This window comes from Bacillus sp. 41-22 (assembly GCF_025809295.1).
Lineage (GTDB): Bacteria > Bacillota > Bacilli > Bacillales > Bacillaceae_G > Bacillus_A > Bacillus_A mycoides.
The window spans coordinates 995234-1011857 of the sequence record NZ_CP084035.1; the positions used below are offsets into that span (position 1 = coordinate 995234).

At 35.3% G+C, this 16624-nt stretch carries 18 protein-coding genes, 1 pseudogene and 1 riboswitch; of the genes and pseudogenes, 9 read left to right on the plus strand and 10 right to left on the minus strand.

The window, feature by feature from the left end:
* Positions 1-60: 60 nt before the first annotated feature.
* Both LCF45_RS05010 and LCF45_RS05015 read right to left on the minus strand, forming a co-directional pair.
* Positions 61-282 carry a hypothetical protein gene (locus LCF45_RS05010; RefSeq protein ID WP_002125677.1) on the minus strand — a complete coding sequence of 74 codons (222 nt, stop codon included), beginning with the start codon at positions 280-282 and terminating at the stop codon, positions 61-63.
* Positions 283-294: 12 nt separating this feature from the next.
* Positions 295-498 (minus strand): hypothetical protein, encoded by a 204-nt coding sequence (locus LCF45_RS05015; protein WP_078176431.1) that lies wholly within the window; start codon positions 496-498, stop codon positions 295-297.
* Positions 499-595: 97 nt separating this feature from the next.
* On the opposite strand from LCF45_RS05015, the pseudogene LCF45_RS05020 reads away from it, so the two are divergent.
* Positions 596-878: pseudogene (locus LCF45_RS05020) on the plus strand (N-acetylmuramoyl-L-alanine amidase C-terminal domain-containing protein); the annotation flags it as partial.
* Between the two features lie 252 nt (positions 879-1130).
* Here the strand turns inward: LCF45_RS05020 and LCF45_RS05025 are convergent.
* Positions 1131-1472 carry a YolD-like family protein gene (locus LCF45_RS05025; RefSeq protein ID WP_002125679.1) on the minus strand — a complete coding sequence of 114 codons (342 nt, stop codon included), beginning with the start codon at positions 1470-1472 and terminating at the stop codon, positions 1131-1133.
* Positions 1473-1627: 155 nt separating this feature from the next.
* Here LCF45_RS05025 and LCF45_RS05030 point away from each other — a divergent pair, with 155 nt between their 5' ends.
* Positions 1628-1933 carry a barstar family protein gene (locus LCF45_RS05030; protein WP_002064072.1) on the plus strand — a complete coding sequence of 102 codons (306 nt, stop codon included), beginning with the start codon at positions 1628-1630 and terminating at the stop codon, positions 1931-1933.
* A gap of 119 nt (positions 1934-2052) precedes the next feature.
* Entirely contained in the window at positions 2053-2316 is a 264-nt protein-coding gene (locus LCF45_RS05035) for a DUF3937 family protein (protein WP_002169007.1), read from the plus strand.
* A gap of 619 nt (positions 2317-2935) precedes the next feature.
* Here the strand turns inward: LCF45_RS05035 and LCF45_RS05040 are convergent.
* Positions 2936-4111 (minus strand): MFS transporter, encoded by a 1176-nt coding sequence (locus tag LCF45_RS05040; protein ID WP_002125689.1) that lies wholly within the window; start codon positions 4109-4111, stop codon positions 2936-2938.
* Positions 4112-4397: 286 nt separating this feature from the next.
* Positions 4398-4709, minus strand: coding sequence for an ArsR/SmtB family transcription factor (locus LCF45_RS05045; RefSeq protein WP_002011018.1), 312 nt, complete (start codon positions 4707-4709; stop codon positions 4398-4400).
* 194 nt (positions 4710-4903) lie between these two features.
* Here LCF45_RS05045 and LCF45_RS05050 point away from each other — a divergent pair, with 194 nt between their 5' ends.
* Together LCF45_RS05050 and LCF45_RS05055 are read left to right on the plus strand one after the other, a co-directional pair.
* Positions 4904-5488: a CGNR zinc finger domain-containing protein gene (locus LCF45_RS05050; protein WP_263894630.1), complete on the plus strand. Its 585-nt coding sequence runs from the start codon at positions 4904-4906 to the stop codon at positions 5486-5488.
* Between the two features lie 166 nt (positions 5489-5654).
* Positions 5655-6209, plus strand: a complete 555-nt coding sequence (locus tag LCF45_RS05055) for an HPP family protein (RefSeq protein ID WP_002125693.1) — start codon at positions 5655-5657, stop codon at positions 6207-6209.
* Between the two features lie 167 nt (positions 6210-6376).
* Here LCF45_RS05055 and LCF45_RS05060 read toward each other — a convergent pair whose 3' ends face one another.
* From LCF45_RS05060 to dhaS, 3 genes are all read right to left on the minus strand, one after another.
* Positions 6377-6484 carry a YjcZ family sporulation protein gene (locus LCF45_RS05060; protein WP_000505673.1) on the minus strand — a complete coding sequence of 36 codons (108 nt, stop codon included), beginning with the start codon at positions 6482-6484 and terminating at the stop codon, positions 6377-6379.
* A 294-nt stretch (positions 6485-6778) separates the two neighbouring features.
* Positions 6779-7777 carry a DhaKLM operon coactivator DhaQ gene (gene dhaQ / locus LCF45_RS05065; RefSeq protein WP_088045982.1) on the minus strand — a complete coding sequence of 333 codons (999 nt, stop codon included), beginning with the start codon at positions 7775-7777 and terminating at the stop codon, positions 6779-6781.
* Positions 7778-7796: 19 nt separating this feature from the next.
* Complete coding sequence (dhaS, locus tag LCF45_RS05070; RefSeq protein ID WP_002125695.1) at positions 7797-8363, minus strand: dihydroxyacetone kinase transcriptional activator DhaS; 567 nt, start codon at positions 8361-8363, stop codon at positions 7797-7799.
* 178 nt (positions 8364-8541) lie between these two features.
* Here dhaS and dhaK point away from each other — a divergent pair, with 178 nt between their 5' ends.
* Positions 8542-10293, plus strand: a complete 1752-nt coding sequence (gene dhaK / locus LCF45_RS05075; protein ID WP_263894631.1) for a dihydroxyacetone kinase subunit DhaK — start codon at positions 8542-8544, stop codon at positions 10291-10293.
* A gap of 55 nt (positions 10294-10348) precedes the next feature.
* Here the strand turns inward: dhaK and LCF45_RS05080 are convergent, their stop codons facing one another.
* Both LCF45_RS05080 and LCF45_RS05085 read right to left on the minus strand, forming a co-directional pair.
* Entirely contained in the window at positions 10349-10900 is a 552-nt protein-coding gene (locus LCF45_RS05080; protein WP_016119733.1) for a DUF4352 domain-containing protein, read from the minus strand.
* 205 nt (positions 10901-11105) lie between these two features.
* Positions 11106-11312 (minus strand): hypothetical protein, encoded by a 207-nt coding sequence (locus tag LCF45_RS05085; protein WP_002186538.1) that lies wholly within the window; start codon positions 11310-11312, stop codon positions 11106-11108.
* A gap of 256 nt (positions 11313-11568) precedes the next feature.
* Positions 11569-11674: riboswitch (SAM riboswitch) on the plus strand.
* A gap of 82 nt (positions 11675-11756) precedes the next feature.
* Here LCF45_RS05085 and LCF45_RS05090 point away from each other — a divergent pair.
* From LCF45_RS05090 to LCF45_RS05100, 3 genes are all read left to right on the plus strand, one after another.
* Complete coding sequence (locus tag LCF45_RS05090; protein WP_002186537.1) at positions 11757-12815, plus strand: LLM class flavin-dependent oxidoreductase; 1059 nt, start codon at positions 11757-11759, stop codon at positions 12813-12815.
* Positions 12808-13764 carry an ATP-grasp domain-containing protein gene (locus LCF45_RS05095; RefSeq protein WP_263894632.1) on the plus strand — a complete coding sequence of 319 codons (957 nt, stop codon included), beginning with the start codon at positions 12808-12810 and terminating at the stop codon, positions 13762-13764. The genes LCF45_RS05090 and LCF45_RS05095 overlap by 8 nt, the downstream gene beginning before the upstream one ends.
* A gap of 282 nt (positions 13765-14046) precedes the next feature.
* Complete coding sequence (locus LCF45_RS05100) at positions 14047-16434, plus strand: immune inhibitor A domain-containing protein (RefSeq protein ID WP_198957799.1); 2388 nt, start codon at positions 14047-14049, stop codon at positions 16432-16434.
* Positions 16435-16624: the final 190 nt, after the last annotated feature.

Here is a 16624-nt window from a genome sequence, read left to right on the forward strand (position 1 = left end):
GAATTCGATGCTTTTTTATTTTACATAGAAAAAAGGAAACCGCAAAGGATCCTTTTTATATTAAGCTGCTTTATAATTTTTATTTTTAATCCTATTTCTAGTATCCATAAATGCGGCGAATGTCGCTATAGCACCACCTAAATCATAAACTTGGAATTTGTGGACAAAAGCAAGTCCTACAATGAAATTGTAGCTGTATATAAAGCATGTAATACCGAACAGCCATAACATGAACTTTAAATCTTTTAAGCTCAATCTATAATTCTTAATTTTTTTCCACATATGTATCAACTCCTATTGTTCTGAGGTTCTATAGTTTTTCTTGCAGATCTCTCGCATGTTTACGATAAAGAATAGAAAGAAGATAACAGCTGCGATGCCATTAACCCAGTAATACGTATGTCCCATCGTGAATCCATCATAGAAGGAATAGGCATTCCAAATTATAAGGATTATTGAGCAGATAGTAGAGATCATTAATGAGCCAAAACTTCTCATGCTTTTCACCTCGATTCAAAGTTTTAGAACTTTTCATACAATTATACATTTAAATAAAAAGATTTACAAAAGGAATTACCATAAGGAGGGGGTATGACTATACGCTCTAACGGGACAAACTGTTGGGAATTGTGAAGGAAACGGCGGTTCTAATGTGGATATCAATACGTTAAGTCAGGTGGATTCGATACTAACTCCTTAGATGAAGCTATTCAAGCTATGGCAGAACGAGGAATAAAAGGTAGCGTTAATGTTGATTCACTTTCTGGACTATGTTATATCCAAACCGATGTCCTACCTAATACAGAGTTAGATAAGATTACTTGGTGGATACTTGATCAGGTGGTAAATGGTGGTATGAATATATCAAAGTTAGATAATAGTTGAAGCCGTCCTTAATCGGGCGTTTTCAACTATTATCTAAATGCTTCTTTAGTTTTCTCTATTGTGTTCTGTTCCTCTTTTGTATTTGTAAATTCGATAACCATAACAGACAGTCCAAAACCTAAACAAACAGCCTTTATCTTGCTAATTCTCACAAGAACTTACACTTTTTCTCTATCTGTATTTAACCTAGAATACAAGATTCTTTCATTTTTATTCCTGGATATATTTGAAAAACTGTATGTTTTTTATCTCAAATCAATTACATCTATAAATTTAAGGAAAACTCTGTTATAAGATGCATCAGTGCAAGTTATTAAATTCTTTATCGGATTTATGTCAGTTACAGTCACATATCTAGTAAGTAAATGACCATCTCTATAATAAGTAATCAATACCTTCTCTTCAGAAAGAAATGAACATAGTAACTTGTTTTCAATAATTTCTTGTTTGTCTTGGGCTAATTTAGGGCGCTCCACTTTTGTTTGTTTTTTAACAATATTACCAATACCGATGAATTTCTTCGGTATTGAAGCGAATGGAGTCCGCTTAATCATTCCTATTTCTTTTGGCATATGTGTATAGTTCATGTTGTACATCTCCCTGATTGCTATAAATAACTGTATCATTATATCAATTTTTGAAGATGTTAGGATTATTTATATAATTATAAAATAAACATTTAGAGGTTTTTGACTCCTTATAAAATCAACCCAATTTAACTAAGTATGATTTATATATATAATTGAGTAATGAACATGAATCAATTATTGTCATAGATGTAAGCAACATTTATAATGCAAAAGAATTGCATTTACTTCTTAAAGAGAAGCTTGAGTTTCCTGATTTGTACGTGGAAAACTGGGATGCTTTTTGGGATTGTATTACAGGATTTGTGTGTCCTTTGCCAAACAAAATGATCTTCGACGGATGGTCAAAGTTTGAAAAAAGGTTACCGAGAGATACAAAAATAATGAAAGAGTGTCTTCTTGATTATAATGAAGAGGATAGAAAGGATCCTGAATGGAAAAGCGAATTCTTATTTAATTGAATACCGTAAATATGATATAAAAATATGCAAATATACATATTGTATTTATTTGGGTTTTTGTATGTTAAAATAAAATATGAGGATGTAAGTATATAACAAACCAAAAGTAGGAATATCCAATGAATTTTGAGAGGTGTTACATGTTTAAAAATAAGAAATTAATTCGATTTTGTCTAACATTATTTGTATGTTTATCTGTAATTAATTTTACAATCAGTTATTTTCAAACATATCTTGAAACAGCAGCAGATATTAAATGGGTAATACCAGAAATTTGGAAAACTATTTTGATAGATGCTCCTGAAAGCATACTTGTTATTTTAGGTGCAATAGCTTTATATGATTTCACAAAAGAGACATCGCCAAAAGACGCATCAATCTAAATGCGTCTTTTTTATTAAAATTTATATTTTAAAGAGTTACCTAGAAGAGAAAAATCTATTAATTAACAAAAAAGAAAAGACACCCTAAGGTGCCTTTCTCCGACTTGAACCATCTTAATTTTAATAATATTGGACTCCCGTCCGAATATTATTTTACCATGTTAAGTTGTTTTTGGGAATATGCCATATCGATACAATACACGTTTTAGTTTTTGAATTATTTATTTATTTATTTAAAAGTTGAAATTAATAAGAACCCCATAAATGATAAACCATTCCACTAACAAAAAACACTAATCCTAAAAACAAAACAATTAAAGCAAGTACTCCATTTTGATTATGTTCCATAAAATTAGCTCCTTTTAGATTTATTTTTATCCCGCTATTTGCGGGCAGTAAAACTCCCACCTCAAAATTCAGCTGGAGCAAAGAAGTTAGGTGGGAGCCCTGCTGCCCGTAAACGCCCGATTGGTGAAGGCTAATACTCAGTGGGGGGATGAACAAAACCCCCGCTGAGTAAAGTTTCACTTTATATACAAAAAAGCCTTTAGTCGTAATTATGGCTAAAGGCTTTGATCATTATACTTTTTAGTTTATAAAATTTGAAACTGAAAATGTACTAACTTGATAATGAAGCCTGGCTATTAGAATTGAAAAATTTTAGTTTTATTATAATTAACAGAAATGAGAGTAGTGTGAAAATGAATCCGCTCCAAATAAGCTGGTGAATACCTAAGTTTGAAATGAACCAGCCTCCAATAGTTGTTCCTAAAGTAATTCCGAGATTGGAGAACGAAACGAATAGACTATTACCAAATTCAGGCGCTTCTTTTGCTTCGCTTATTAACCATGTTTGACCAACAATTAATCCACCAGCATGTACGATTCCCCAAATGAATACGATAAAAATCATTGGAACAAGGTAGGAACCTAAATAATAAACCAATATGTAAACAATAGAATATAGGATAGGGAATAATATTACTGTATTTACTATACTTTTTTGCAGGAGACTACCAAATAAATGATTGCCTAAAATCATAACGATACCAAATATGAATAGCATGATACTGATGAGAGATCCGTTCATGGAAGTTACTTTTGCAAGGTACTCGGCGAAGTAGCTGTATACGGAAAACATGGCTGCAAAAAGGAATGTGACGGTTAAAATATTCAACCATAATCCTGGTTTGCCGAGTATACGAATTTGTTTGCCGAATGACATTTTTTCTTTAACAGGCATAGAAGGAAGTAGGATTAGTATTCCAATGAATGCAAGAGTGTTAACAAGCGCTCCGAATAAGAAAGCAATTTCGAGTGAAAATTGGTCTGCAAGGTAAGAGGTTAGTGGTACACCTAAAGCAAAGCCAACAGTAATTCCCATGAAAACTTTTGTAACCGCTTGACCGCTCTTTTCTGGAGGGACAAGTTTAGCAGCTGTTACAAGAGCAATTGAAAAGAAGAGTGGGTGAAGTGCTGCCGGTAAAATACGAAAAATAAGCATGATTTCAAATTGTGTTGTATAAGCGTAGATTATATTTGAAATAACAAATATGAAAATTGCTGATAATAAAATTATTTTGCGATTAATACTAGAGACGAGCAGAATTAAAAACGGACCAGAAATAGCAACAACTAGTGCAAATATACTTACTAAAAATCCAGCTTGTGTAGTTGAAATTCCAAATTTTTGAGTGATTTGTGGTAATACGCCGACAATACCCATCTCGGTAGTAATAATTCCGAACACACCTATTGCGAGTGTCAGAATAAGTAAAGGATTTACTTTTTTCATTTATAAAACTCTCCATTCGTATCAGTATTTTGAAAGTAAATTCATTAACAAAGAAGCATTATTACAAGTATGATTGGATGCCAATATTATCAGGACTATGTAATTTGAAATACAATAACAGATATCTAAATAACTAGATATGATATGTTAAAAAATTTTCTCCTTTCTATGTTTCTTGCTTTATAGGTAGTGCAATTTTATAAAAAAATAATTGCTGCCTGTAAAAAAGCAGAATGTATGAAAGCTAATAATCAATTAGTATGCAGATTGATTATTAGCTTTCATTTTATAATTCGTTTTGAACGTATTCAGAAAACTCTCGTATTGTTTTTTCATTTCGGCGATAGTATGTCCATTTTCCAATTCGGTCAGAGTCTAGTAGTCCTGCTTTTTTCATAGTTAATAAATAACTAGAAATAACCGATTGGGCTAAGCCAGTTTTAAGCTGGATATCTCCTACACATACTCCAACTTGAAAGTTAAGGCCTTGCTCTAGATAAGGTTTTTCATCGAAATGGTTTTCTGGATTTTTCAACCATGATAAAATTTGACATCTTGTTTCATTTGACAATGCTTTATAAATTAATAAAGGTTCCATAAGGATATTATATCTACTTTTATAGATTTGTAAATGGGTTTTGGTGATTTTAAGGGGAGAAGGCATATGTAGATTCCTTTAAATGTGGATGAGATGTTCTAGTAATAGGGCTTTTTTCTGGATGTGAATTTATAAAAAGTTGCACCGTCATATTGCTTTAGAATATGATTGGTTAAAGAGTAGGTGATGAGTACATGCAGGAAACAAAACAATTCCCGCTTATATCTGGAAATCTCTCATTAGATTTAGTGAATACAGAGTTAGTTAGGCGTGGACAACGTTATGATTTATTAATAACAGATGAAGATGTATTAGAATGGCTACATGTAATAAAGGCTAATCTTCCTTTTTGGAATGAAAAAACACTTATAGGAATTCAAGAGCGAGTGAATCAAGTTACATCTAGCATATTAGAGGTAAGAGAAGTACTGAGAAAACAGTTTGAGGCAATTGCTGATCTGCACGAAATTTCTAATGATTTTATTGCGTATTTAGAAAAACAAATTGAGAAGGCACCATTTACATATAAAGTCATTGAACAGCGTCTAGTACCTATCCCAGTTGGAGAAATTGAGGATGTACTTGTATCGTTAATTGCATTTGATGCTTTAACGTTAATAGCAGAAAATAAGCTTATTTCTCTTAAAAGGTGTTCAAACTCCGACTGTGTTTTATTATTTATAGATAAAAGTGGAAAACGAAAATGGTGTTCTATGAAAATATGTGGGAACCGGAAAAAAGTAGCAAAATTTCAGGTTCGAAAATCTGAAGAGGTTTAGGAATCAGCTTATAGCAGTTGATTCTTTTTTTTTGTATCTTTTAACTAACCTCTAAAATGAATATTTACAGGTTAGTTAATTCGGGTTATAATTATTGGTAAATAAAGTGAGACTTTAGTCAGTGGGATGTCCATCCCTGCGAATAGCGCGATAAAGGAGGAAAACGATGGATAATATAACAGCAGCTAAGCAGAAAGAGGCTCAACCAATAAGTGTACGATATTTTGCAAAAATGAAAGGGAAAGGGAGAAGTCCATTACAAGTAAATATAAAGGATTCTTTAACGGGACTACTGGGGGGATTTTTAACAATTCTCACCTTAACATATTTAACGAGTATAACTTCTACAGAATTACTAATGGCTCCATTTGGAGCGAGTTGTGTATTAGCGTTTGGAGTTTGGAATGCACCGCTATCTCAGCCGCGTAATATTATTGGAGGACATTTGATTTCAACTTTCATTGGTCTATCAATATATCATTTGTTTGGGAATGAATATTGGACAATTGCTTTAGCAGTCGGGGTGTCGATTGCTATTATGATGTTAACAAGAACAACGCATCCTCCGGCAGGGGCTGATCCAATTGTCGTTATTTTAGGAGCAAATAGTTGGAGTTATTTAGTAACGCCGGTTTTAGTTGGTTCCGTTGTTATTGTAGTTATTGCTTTATTTATTAATAATATGAGTAGTAAAAGGAACTATCCAACTTTTTGGATATAGTTTGTAAAGTGAAAAACAATTTAAGTAAGTACTTTATTTTTACTATGTTTCATTTTTTATATAGAAAAAGCCTTTAGTCGTAATTATGACCAAAGGCTTTCATTCTCATTCTTTTTAGTTTACAAAGAAAAGACACCCATATAAGAGTGTCTTTTCCGATAGTTTGTTTAGCAGAAGCAAGAAGCTCCAACTATGATTAATAAAATAAACAATACTACTAATAAAGCAAAGCCGCCAGAAAATCCACAGCCGCCACAACTACCACCAAATCCCATAATAGTTCCTCCTTTAATAAGAGGGGAAAACAAGGGGTCACTCATGTATTTTAACGGATTCAATTTACTTTATGTTTTTTACGCAATAATTGAGCAGGTCCTTTTGAAAATAAAAAAAAGACACATTAAGGTGCCTTTCTCCGACTGGATAACCGCATTTCGAAACTGGCGGATAACTTGCAAATAGTATGTATGCTTCGATTTATTTACAGATACCTAAGGTTTATACATTCTTCATATAAGTCAGTACTTTTGATTACTAAACGTTCAATCATCATAATGTTTAGTTTATTGTTACCAACCACTCGCTCTAACATCCGCCTTCAACCACTTCACCCAATCCGAATCTTCTATTTTAAGCAAACTGAGCGAAACACCTTTCATATCTAAAGAAGTGAGAAGGGTACCAACCTTTACGAGCTTCACATGTAAGCCTTCCAGCTCACATAAACGGCGAATATCGTTTGCGAAAATGTATTGTTCCATTAATGGTGTCGCACCGAGTCCGTTAATGAGGATGGCAAAGTTGTCACCTTTTCTCCAGCGATAAATGCTTTTTAGTTTGTTCATAAGTTCAATCGCTAATATTTCAGAAGAGGATAGTGCTTCTTTGCGGTAACCTTTTTCGCCATGAATACCAACGCCGTAAAAGACTTCATCGTCGTTTAATGTGAATGAAGCTTTTCCTTGTACTGGATCGTTTGCAGGTGAAAGGGCGACTCCTAATGTGTGTAAGTTTTGGATGACAGATTGGCCAAGTGCTGTTAGTTCTTCTAAAGAATGACCGCTCTCAGCGGCCGCGCCTACTATTTTTTGAATGAAAACAGTACCAGCGACGCCGCGTCTTCTTTTGTTAAAAGAAGCATCATCTTCAATTGAAACGTCGTCATTTACGATGATGTGGTCAATTTGTCTTCCTTCTTCTTTTGCGATTTGTTCTGCCGCTAAAAAGTTTTCTACGTCATCTTTAAAGTTTTTTATGATGAATAAAATACTTTTATCTTTTGGCATTAAGCGAGTTGCCGCCACAATTTGTTCCACTGTAGGGGGAGTGAAGATACTGCCGTTTACTGCCGCTGTAAGCATACCTTTTCCTACATAGCCAATATCGGCTGGTTCGTGTCCGCTACCACCGCCGCTTATAATGGCGACATTTTGTTTCATTTCTGCGATATCTTTTACATAAATGATGTTATGTGTTTCGTCGTAATTTACTTTTTCGTTATGTTCAAAATAAAAGCCATGCAGCATATCTTGAACAATATTTTCTACATCATTCATAATCTTTTTCATTGCTTTTGCCACCCTTTAATTACTTTGCTGATTGCTCGAGTAATAGTAGTAATTGATTGTTTATCATATTTTTCATGAGAGAAGACATAATGGATGGATCTACTTCACATTTGCTTTCAATCCAATCTTTTATCGTCCCAACGAAGCCGTGACTATAAAAAGAGGCAATCGTATTTTTTGTCTCATTCGAAAGGCTGAATCTACAGCTCATGGATAGTTCATCAATAATCTTCATATATAAGTTTTTCGTATGCTCAAATAAATAGTGATTAAACGAATTTTGCTCAATGACTTTAAAGGCATTTCGGTAAAATTTTTGATTTTCATAAAAGTAATCAAATAATAAATCGAAAATGTTTTCCCATGTTTCATAATCAAGAAAGTCTATAATATTTTCTTTCGTTTCTTCTTTATAAATCCAGCTTAATAGTTCGAATTTATCTTTAAAATGATAATAAAAAGTTTGTCTACGCATTTGACAGTGTAACATAATATCGCTCACTGATATTTTATGAAACGACTCTGTTTCCATTAAATACTTCAATGAATTCGCGATTATCTTTTTAGAAATTATAGAAGAGGTCATCTGAATCATCCCTAGAATGTTAGTAATATGAAAATCCTACCTACAAATGAGAGCGGTGTCTTTAGACAGATTGTCCATTTTGTCCGTTTACTATAAAACGCTTTCATTTTAACATGAGTAGTAAGAAGAAGATTTCAAATATATCACAATATATTAAAGGAATTGAGGGAGAACTACAATGAAAAAGATTATAAACAAACCAGAAACATTAGTAATGGAAATGTGTAACGGAATGGTTATGGCTCATCCAGAGCTTGAGCTTTTGAAAAAATATAAAGTTATTAAGAAGAAAGAAATGAATGAAAATAAAGTAACGTTAATTAGCGGTGGCGGTAGTGGTCATGAGCCAGCGCATGCAGGGTTAGTCGGAAAAGGAATGTTAGATGCGGCAGTGTGCGGAGATGTGTTTGCTTCTCCTTCGCAAATTCAGGTCTATCAAGCAATTAAAGAAACAGCTAGTAAAAAAGGTACATTATTAATTATTAAAAATTATAGCGGCGATATTATGAATTTCAAAAACGGTGCACATTTAGCGACTGAAGATGGAATTGAAGTCGACTACGTAAAAGTAGACGATGATATTGCGGTAGAAGATAGCCTGTATACAGTAGGACGCCGCGGTGTTGCGGGAGTTATTTTAGTGCATAAAATTGCCGGCGCAGCAGCGGAAGCAGGAATGGATTTAGGAGCGGTGAAAGCTGTAGCGGAAAAAGCAGCGGCTAACGTGCGTACAATCGGTTTAGCATTAACTTCTTGTACAGTTCCAGCGAGCGGATCACCTACTTTTACACTTGAAGAAGATGAAATGGAATACGGCGTAGGTATTCACGGTGAACCAGGTATTAAACGTGAAAAAACGCTGTCAGCAGATGAATTAGCTAACCGTATGACAAATGATTTAATAAAAGATTTAGGAGTAAAAGATGGTGAGGAAATCGCGCTTCTAGTAAATGGTTTTGGCGGAACACCACTGCAAGAACTTTACCTATTTAACAATGCAGTTACGAGAGAATTAGCTGATAGAAACATTAAAATTAATAGAGTATTCGTCGGTAATTATATGACGAGTATCGATATGGCTGGTATGTCTTTAACAGTGATGAAGTTAGATGACGAGCTAAAAACGTTGTTATCGAAAGAGTGTAATACACCAGCGTTTAAAGTAGATGGACCAGTTGAAAGTGTAGAGTACGTGAATGTGCTTGAAGATGTAGAAGAGAAGGAAGTTTCCTTCGAAATAGAAACAGCGGAAGAGCACGCTGTTATTAAAAATAATGTCATTACATTAAATAACATGATCTATCTCGTTGATAAAATGAGTGACATTATTATTAAAAATGAAGTACCGTTCTGTGAGTTAGATACACATGCAGGTGACGGCGACTTCGGAATGAGTGTTGCAAAAGGATTTAAGCAATTAAAGCGTGAGTGGCATTCTATTTTAGGACAAGAGAATGTAACGATTGGATCATTCCTTGACGGTTGTTCAATGATTATTATGGAACATTGCGGCGGCGCTTCTGGTCCAATTTGGGGCGGAGCATTCCGCGCAGCTAGTAAAGCGGCAGGCGAAAAACGTGAGCTAACAGCTAAAGAGTTCGCTGAAATGCTGCAAGCAGCACTTCAAGGCATACAATCTATCGGTGAAAGATCATTCGGTAGAGGAGCGGTAGTTGGTGATAAAACGCTTGTTGATGCACTTGCTCCATGTGTAGATTCTTGGTTAGCTAGCGCTTCAAACGAAGTAGACGTGAAAACTGCCTTTGAAAAAGGAGCAGAAGCAGCGGTTAAAGGAGCAGAGTATACGAAAGAAATCGTAGCTCGTATGGGTCGCGCTGGTACAGTTGGTGAAAGAAGCTTAGGCTATCCAGATGCAGGTGCACATGCACTTGGAGTTATCTTTACGGAGATTGCGGGTAGTTTGAGATAGTAATTAGAAAGTCCCTCTGCCTTAGGTAGAGGGACTTTTATATTGTATTTTAGATTTAGTTTTTTTGTGATTGCAGCTTATCAATTTTCCAGTTTGTTTCTAGAGGGTCTAAAGAGCTTTCAATATAGAACATATATTCATCTGTGGTACTTGGTACTTCAAAAGCTATTTTCAATTCTACTGTTTCATTTGGTTTAACTTGTATATCAGAAGGGTTTTGGTCAAGCACCTTGCCTTCATAGGCCTTTCCGTCTTTTTCATCTTTTAGGTTATATTTTAATTCTGATAGTCCAATCGTTTGACCTCGTACATTTTTTACAGAGACATTAACAACGACGGAATCGTTGTTAGCATTTAAATATGCACTTTGAACGGTGGCCAAGTAATAGCCTCCTTTAACACTCTCACCAACTAATAAAATACCTTGTTCCAAGCGGCTCATATCTTCTTTTTCTTCAAAATTTATTAATTCTTCATTTTCATTTTTTGCGGTTGGTTCTTCTATTGGACCATTTTCAACGGCACTATCTTTTTTATCTTGTGTACAAGCAGCCGTAACACTGACTAATACTAGAATTAAAGTAAGTAATATGAATGATTTTCTCATAAAATTGATCTGTCTCCTTAAGTTTCTCAATTTTGTGCAACTATACATATAAGATTAACATAATGTCTCATTATTGGCTCAAAATAGGGGGTCCTTTAGACACCTTATTCTTGTTTTTTATTAATATGATTGGTGTATTTACTCTAGTTGTAGCGAAATCGTCCGTTGTTATCATTCCTACTGTAAATATGTAATTAGTATTATTTTATTCTTTAAATATCTCCGGTTTTTCAACTCTAAATGATTGCACCTCACCGCACTCTAAACAAAATGTGGTTAATAGTTTGGAACGTTTCCCTCCTGAAAAGAATCTACTAGATTCATCCTCACAAACATATGCATGATAAGCAGATCCAATCCTTCCTTCTTTAAATGTAGTAGAACCACAATTCTCGCATCGTTTATTTTTCATGTTACTAACACCTCATTTGATTGATATTTATTTTTCTGTGTTTTTAAGATAGAAGTAAAGCAACTTGGTTATAAATGATGTTTTCGACATGATACAACATAGCCCTTTATATATCCGCAAGTAAAACAACATAATACCCTATAAATCTCTATAACAATATGATGTTTCATATATCATTTAATGTTTATCGGAAAAATAAGTATTAAACGATTGATTTTTATTATTCTGATGATTATAATAAATGGAAATCAAACAATTCTTATGTTGAGAAGTGGAGGGACGGGCCCTATGAAACTTCGGCAACCTCGTTTTAGACGAAAGGTGCCAAATCCTGCAGGTGAAAAACACCTGAAAGATAAGGGCGGTTCATTTAGTCAAGAAGGCTACTCTTATTTCGTTAAGAGTAGCTTTTTTTATGGTTAAAAGATAAAGGGGGAATAGGTAGTGGAGTATGGTTTTTGGTTGCCGATTTTTGGGGGATGGCTTCGAAATGTAGATGATGAATCTATGCCGCCTACGTTTGAGTATGCAAAACAAACAGCGCAAGCGGCAGAACAATTAGGTTTTTCAACAACACTTATAGCAGAATTAAATTTAAATGATATAAAAGGTGTTTCAGCACCAAGTTTAGAAGCGTGGACAACTGCGGCAGCACTTGCTGCGGTAACGGATCGATTAGAGATTATGACAGCTGTAAGACCTGGCTTCCACAATCCAGCAGTTACAGCGAAAATGGCAGCAAATATCGATCAATTAAGTAATGGCCGTTTTACATTAAATGTAGTTTCAGCATGGTGGGAAGAAGAAGCGAAGCAGTACGGCGGGGTATTTACCGCACATGATGAACGGTATGATCGCACAGAGGAATTTGTAACAGTTTTGAAAGAGCTTTGGAAAGAAGAAGAGTTTTCTTATAAAGGGAACTTTTATGAGCTTCATCATACACATTTAAGTCCAAAACCTGTGCAGAAACAAGGAATTAAGCTTTATGCAGGTGGTGAGAGTGAGAGAGGAAAAGAGGTCATTGTAAATCACGCGGATGCATATGTAATGCATGGGGGAACAGTGGAAGAAGTATTTGTGAAAATAGAAGATATGAAGAATCGTAGAAAGAAAGTTACAGAGGAGCCATTGCAGTCATTCGGGCTCGCGGCTTACGTCATTTGTCGTGATACAGAAGAAGAGGCATTAGAAGAATGGAGACGTATAACGGATGTGAAAGACGATGCTTTAGGTTATGCGGGTTACCAAGATTTTATTAGTAAGTCGCATTTGGAACAGCAAGTGAAGCTCAATGATTATTCCGTATCTAATCGTGGATTACGTCCTAATTTAATCGGAACACCAGAACAAATTGCAGAAAGGATACTTGCTTTTGAAAAAGTGGGTGTTACGTTATTACTTTTACAATTTTCTCCACAGCTTGAAGAGATGAAACGATTTTCTGAAAAAGTGATGCCATTAGTTGAAGCAAAAAGAAAGGAATTGATTACAAATGAGTAAAATTTACATATTACATGAGAATAAGGAATGGACGGATCATTTGGTGAAAAGATTGGAAGAACTGGAGTTACCTTATGAGGAATGGTTTTTAAATGAAGGAACACTTTCGTTAGAAAAAGAACCTCCCCAAGGTGTTTTTTATAGCCGTATGAGTGCTTCTTCACATACGAGAGGGCATCGATATGCACCTGAGTTGACTGAAGGAGTTCTTGCTTGGCTAGAGGGATACGGACGAACAGTATTTAATGGGTCTCGTGCATTACGCCTTGAAGTAAGTAAATTGAATCAATATGCAGCATTAAGAAATTTTGGGATACAAGTGCCGAAAACAATTGGTGCTGTTGGCCGTGATAATATAGTAAAAGCAGCAAAGGAGTTAGGGGAAGTGCCATTCATTACAAAACATAACCGTGCAGGTAAAGGCCTTGGTGTTCAACTTTTTCATTCTATTGATACTTTAGAACAATATTTGGATGGTCCGACATTTGAAGAACCCATTGATGGAATTACTTTAATCCAGCAATATATTGAAGCGCCAGAACCATATATTACACGTTGTGAGTTTGTAGGCGGTCAGTTTGTATATGCAGTTAAAGTAGATACATCAGAAGGATTTGAGCTTTGTCCAGCAGATGCTTGCTCTATTCACGATGCTTTTTGCCCAGTAGGAGAAGAGAGTAAGAAAGAGTCGTCAACAAAATTTGAAATTATATCGGACTTCCAAGAGCCAATTATTGAACAATACAAAGAATTTTTGAAAGAAAATGAAATTACTGTCGCTGGTATTGAATTTATTCGCAGTTCGGATGGAACAATTTATACGTATGATATTAATACAAACACAAACTATAATTCTGACGCAGAGTCTGTAGCTAATCAATTTGGTATGCTTGAGCTTGCTAAATTCCTTGGAATAAAATTAGAAAAACAAGTAGAGTCAGTTAAATAATGTTGATTAAAAAATAAGGTTCTGGTGCAAACCTTTGCTAAATTAATAGTATCAGTATGTCCAAGTTTAAGAGCGTACTTACAAGGTTTTTAGAGTTTTTGCACCAGCAAGAAAAGTATCAGTTTTTATGTTGTATTTTTTATCCTACGTATCCCACCCTGCACAAAAAAATATTTCTCAACATTTAATTGTTGAAAAACATTGAATATTCTCTATAAAGAGAATATTATGTTGCTATCGGCAAAAAAAACGATAATTCGCAGACACTGGGGAGGAAATGCATTGAAAAAGAATAAGAAGTTAAAACCATTATCAGTTTTAGCAACAGCAGCAGTACTAAGTAGTAGTTTTGCTTTTGGAAGTCATGCAGCGTATGCTGATACACCAACACCATCTCTACCAATAGATGAGCATTTAATACCGGATGAGCGTTTGGCGGAAGCACTAAAACAACGGGGTGTAATTGATCAATCTGCATCACAAGCTGAGACGTCAAAGGCTGTCGAAAAATATGTTGAGAAAAAGAAAGGGGAAAACCCTGGTAAAGAAATCTTGACAGGAGATAGTCTTACGCAAGAAGCTTCTGATTTTATGAAAAAAGTAAAAGATGCAAAAATGAAGGAAAATGAACAGGCACAGCAGCCAACAGTAGGGCCAGTAGCTGGACAAGGTGCAGGATTGAATTCTAGTAAATTAAATGGAAAAGTACCTACTGCACCAGCGAAGCAAGAAGAGTACAACGGTGCTGTTCGAAAAGATAAAGTACTTGTTTTACTTGTAGAATTTAGCGATTTTAAGCATAACAATATTGATCAAGAGCCAGGATACATGTATTCTAAGGACTTCAATCGTGAACATTATCAAAAAATGTTATTTGGTAATGAACCATTTACGTTATTTGATGGATCGAAGATTAACACATTTAAACAATATTATGAAGAACAATCTGGCGGCAGCTACACAGTGGATGGAACTGTAACGGAATGGCTTACTGTTCCAGGAAAAGCTTCAGATTATGGTGCGGATGCAGGAACTGGCCATGATAATAAGGGTCCTTTAGGGCCACGTGATTTTGTGAAAGAAGCATTAAAAGCAGCGGTAGCAAAAGGAATTAATTTAGCAGATTATGATCAATTTGATCAATACGATCAAAATGGTGATGGAAATAAAAACGAGCCAGATGGCATTATTGATCATTTAATGGTTGTACATGCGGGCGTTGGTCAAGAAGCTGGCGGCGGTAAATTGAAAGATGATGCGATTTGGTCTCATCGTTCAAAACTTGGGTCAAAACCATATGCGATTGATGGCACAAAATCTTCTGTTTCAAATTGGGGCGGAAAGATGGCTGCATACGATTATACAATCGAGCCTGAAGATGGAGCGGTTGGTGTGTTTGCGCATGAGTATGGTCATGATTTAGGCTTACCAGATGAGTACGATACAAAGTATTCAGGACAAGGTGAACCTGTTGAGTCATGGTCTATTATGAGCGGCGGCAGCTGGGCTGGAAAAATTGCAGGAACAGAGCCAACAAGTTTCTCACCACAAAATAAAGAGTTTTTCCAAAAGAATATGAAGGGTAACTGGGCGAATATCGTTGAGGTAGATTATGATAAACTTCGCACGGGAGTCGGTGTTGCAACGTATTTAGATCAAAGTGTTACAAAATCAAAACGACCAGGAATCGTTCGTGTTAACTTACCAGACAAAGATATTAAAAATATCGAGTCAGCATTTGGTAAGAAGTTTTATTACAGTACAAAAGGAAATGACATTCATACAACACTTGAGACACCAGTATTTGACTTAACAAATGCAAAGGATGCTAAGTTCGATTATAAGGCATTCTATGAACTTGAAGCGAAGTATGATTTCCTTGACGTATATGCGATTGCAGAAGATGGAACGAAGACACGTATTGATAGAATGGGCGAAAAAGATGTAAAAGGCGGCGTGGATACAACTGATGGTAAGTGGGTTGATAAATCATACGATTTAAGCCAATTCAAAGGGAAAAAAGTAAAACTGCAATTTGAGTATTTAACAGATATTGCAGTAGCTTATAAAGGATTTGCGTTAGATAATGCTGCATTAACTGTAGATGGCAAAGTTGTTTTCTCAGATGATGCAGAAGGCGGGCCAGCAATGACGTTAAAAGGATTTACTGTATCTAACGGATTGGAACAGAAAAAAAATAACTACTACGTAGAGTGGAGAAATTACGCTGGTTCTGACACGGCGTTAAAACATGCGCGTGGTCCAGTCTTTAATACAGGAATGGTTGTATGGTATGCGGATCAAAGCTTTACAGATAACTGGGTAGGTGTTCATCCAGGTGAAGGATTCTTAGGAGTAGTAGATTCTCATCCAGAGGCAATCGTAGGTACATTAAACGGACAACCGACTGTGAAGAGCAGTACGCGTTATCAAATTGCCGATGCGGCATTCTCATTTGATCAAGCGCCAGCATGGAGAGTAGACTCGCCAACTCGCGGTATCTTTGACTATAAAGGATTACCAGGAGTTGCAAAATTTGATGATTCTAAGCAGTACATCAACAGCGCTATTCCAGATGCAGGACGTAAGTTGCCGAAACTAGGATTGAAGTTTGAAGTAGTAGGTCAAGCTGAAGACAAATCTGCAGGTGCAGTTTGGATTCATCGATAGAATAAGGTGAAATTATGAGGGAGCTACCCCGTAAGTTGGTGAAACCGACTTATGGACAGCTCTCTTTTTATTGTAGAAAAGGAAGATATAAAATTCATTTTCGATAAAATCTCAAAAAGCGCTATGTATAATGAATGTTACGTTAGTATTTTCCTTTTTATTTATATATTCGTAAGTAAAATAGCGTAAT

Excerpts from the sequence above, each read along its gene's own strand:
- LCF45_RS05010 (WP_002125677.1), bottom strand. The coding sequence starts at position 282 with ATGTGGAAAAAAATTAAGAATTATAGATTGAGCTTAAAAGATTTAAAG.
- LCF45_RS05015 (WP_078176431.1), bottom strand. The coding sequence starts at position 498 with ATGAGAAGTTTTGGCTCATTAATGATCTCTACTATCTGCTCAATAATC.
- LCF45_RS05025 (WP_002125679.1), bottom strand. The coding sequence starts at position 1,472 with ATGAACTATACACATATGCCAAAAGAAATAGGAATGATTAAGCGGACT.
- LCF45_RS05035 (WP_002169007.1), top strand. The coding sequence starts at position 2,053 with ATGAATTTTGAGAGGTGTTACATGTTTAAAAATAAGAAATTAATTCGA.
- LCF45_RS05040 (WP_002125689.1), bottom strand. The coding sequence starts at position 4,111 with ATGAAAAAAGTAAATCCTTTACTTATTCTGACACTCGCAATAGGTGTG.
- LCF45_RS05045 (WP_002011018.1), bottom strand. The coding sequence starts at position 4,709 with ATGGAACCTTTATTAATTTATAAAGCATTGTCAAATGAAACAAGATGT.
- LCF45_RS05050 (WP_263894630.1), top strand. The coding sequence starts at position 4,904 with ATGCAGGAAACAAAACAATTCCCGCTTATATCTGGAAATCTCTCATTA.
- LCF45_RS05055 (WP_002125693.1), top strand. The coding sequence starts at position 5,655 with ATGGATAATATAACAGCAGCTAAGCAGAAAGAGGCTCAACCAATAAGT.
- LCF45_RS05060 (WP_000505673.1), bottom strand. The coding sequence starts at position 6,484 with ATGGGATTTGGTGGTAGTTGTGGCGGCTGTGGATTTTCTGGCGGCTTT.
- dhaQ (WP_088045982.1), bottom strand. The coding sequence starts at position 7,777 with ATGAAAAAGATTATGAATGATGTAGAAAATATTGTTCAAGATATGCTG.
- dhaS (WP_002125695.1), bottom strand. The coding sequence starts at position 8,363 with ATGACCTCTTCTATAATTTCTAAAAAGATAATCGCGAATTCATTGAAG.
- dhaK (WP_263894631.1), top strand. The coding sequence starts at position 8,542 with ATGAAAAAGATTATAAACAAACCAGAAACATTAGTAATGGAAATGTGT.
- LCF45_RS05080 (WP_016119733.1), bottom strand. The coding sequence starts at position 10,900 with ATGAGAAAATCATTCATATTACTTACTTTAATTCTAGTATTAGTCAGT.
- LCF45_RS05085 (WP_002186538.1), bottom strand. The coding sequence starts at position 11,312 with ATGAAAAATAAACGATGCGAGAATTGTGGTTCTACTACATTTAAAGAA.
- LCF45_RS05095 (WP_263894632.1), top strand. The coding sequence starts at position 12,808 with ATGAGTAAAATTTACATATTACATGAGAATAAGGAATGGACGGATCAT.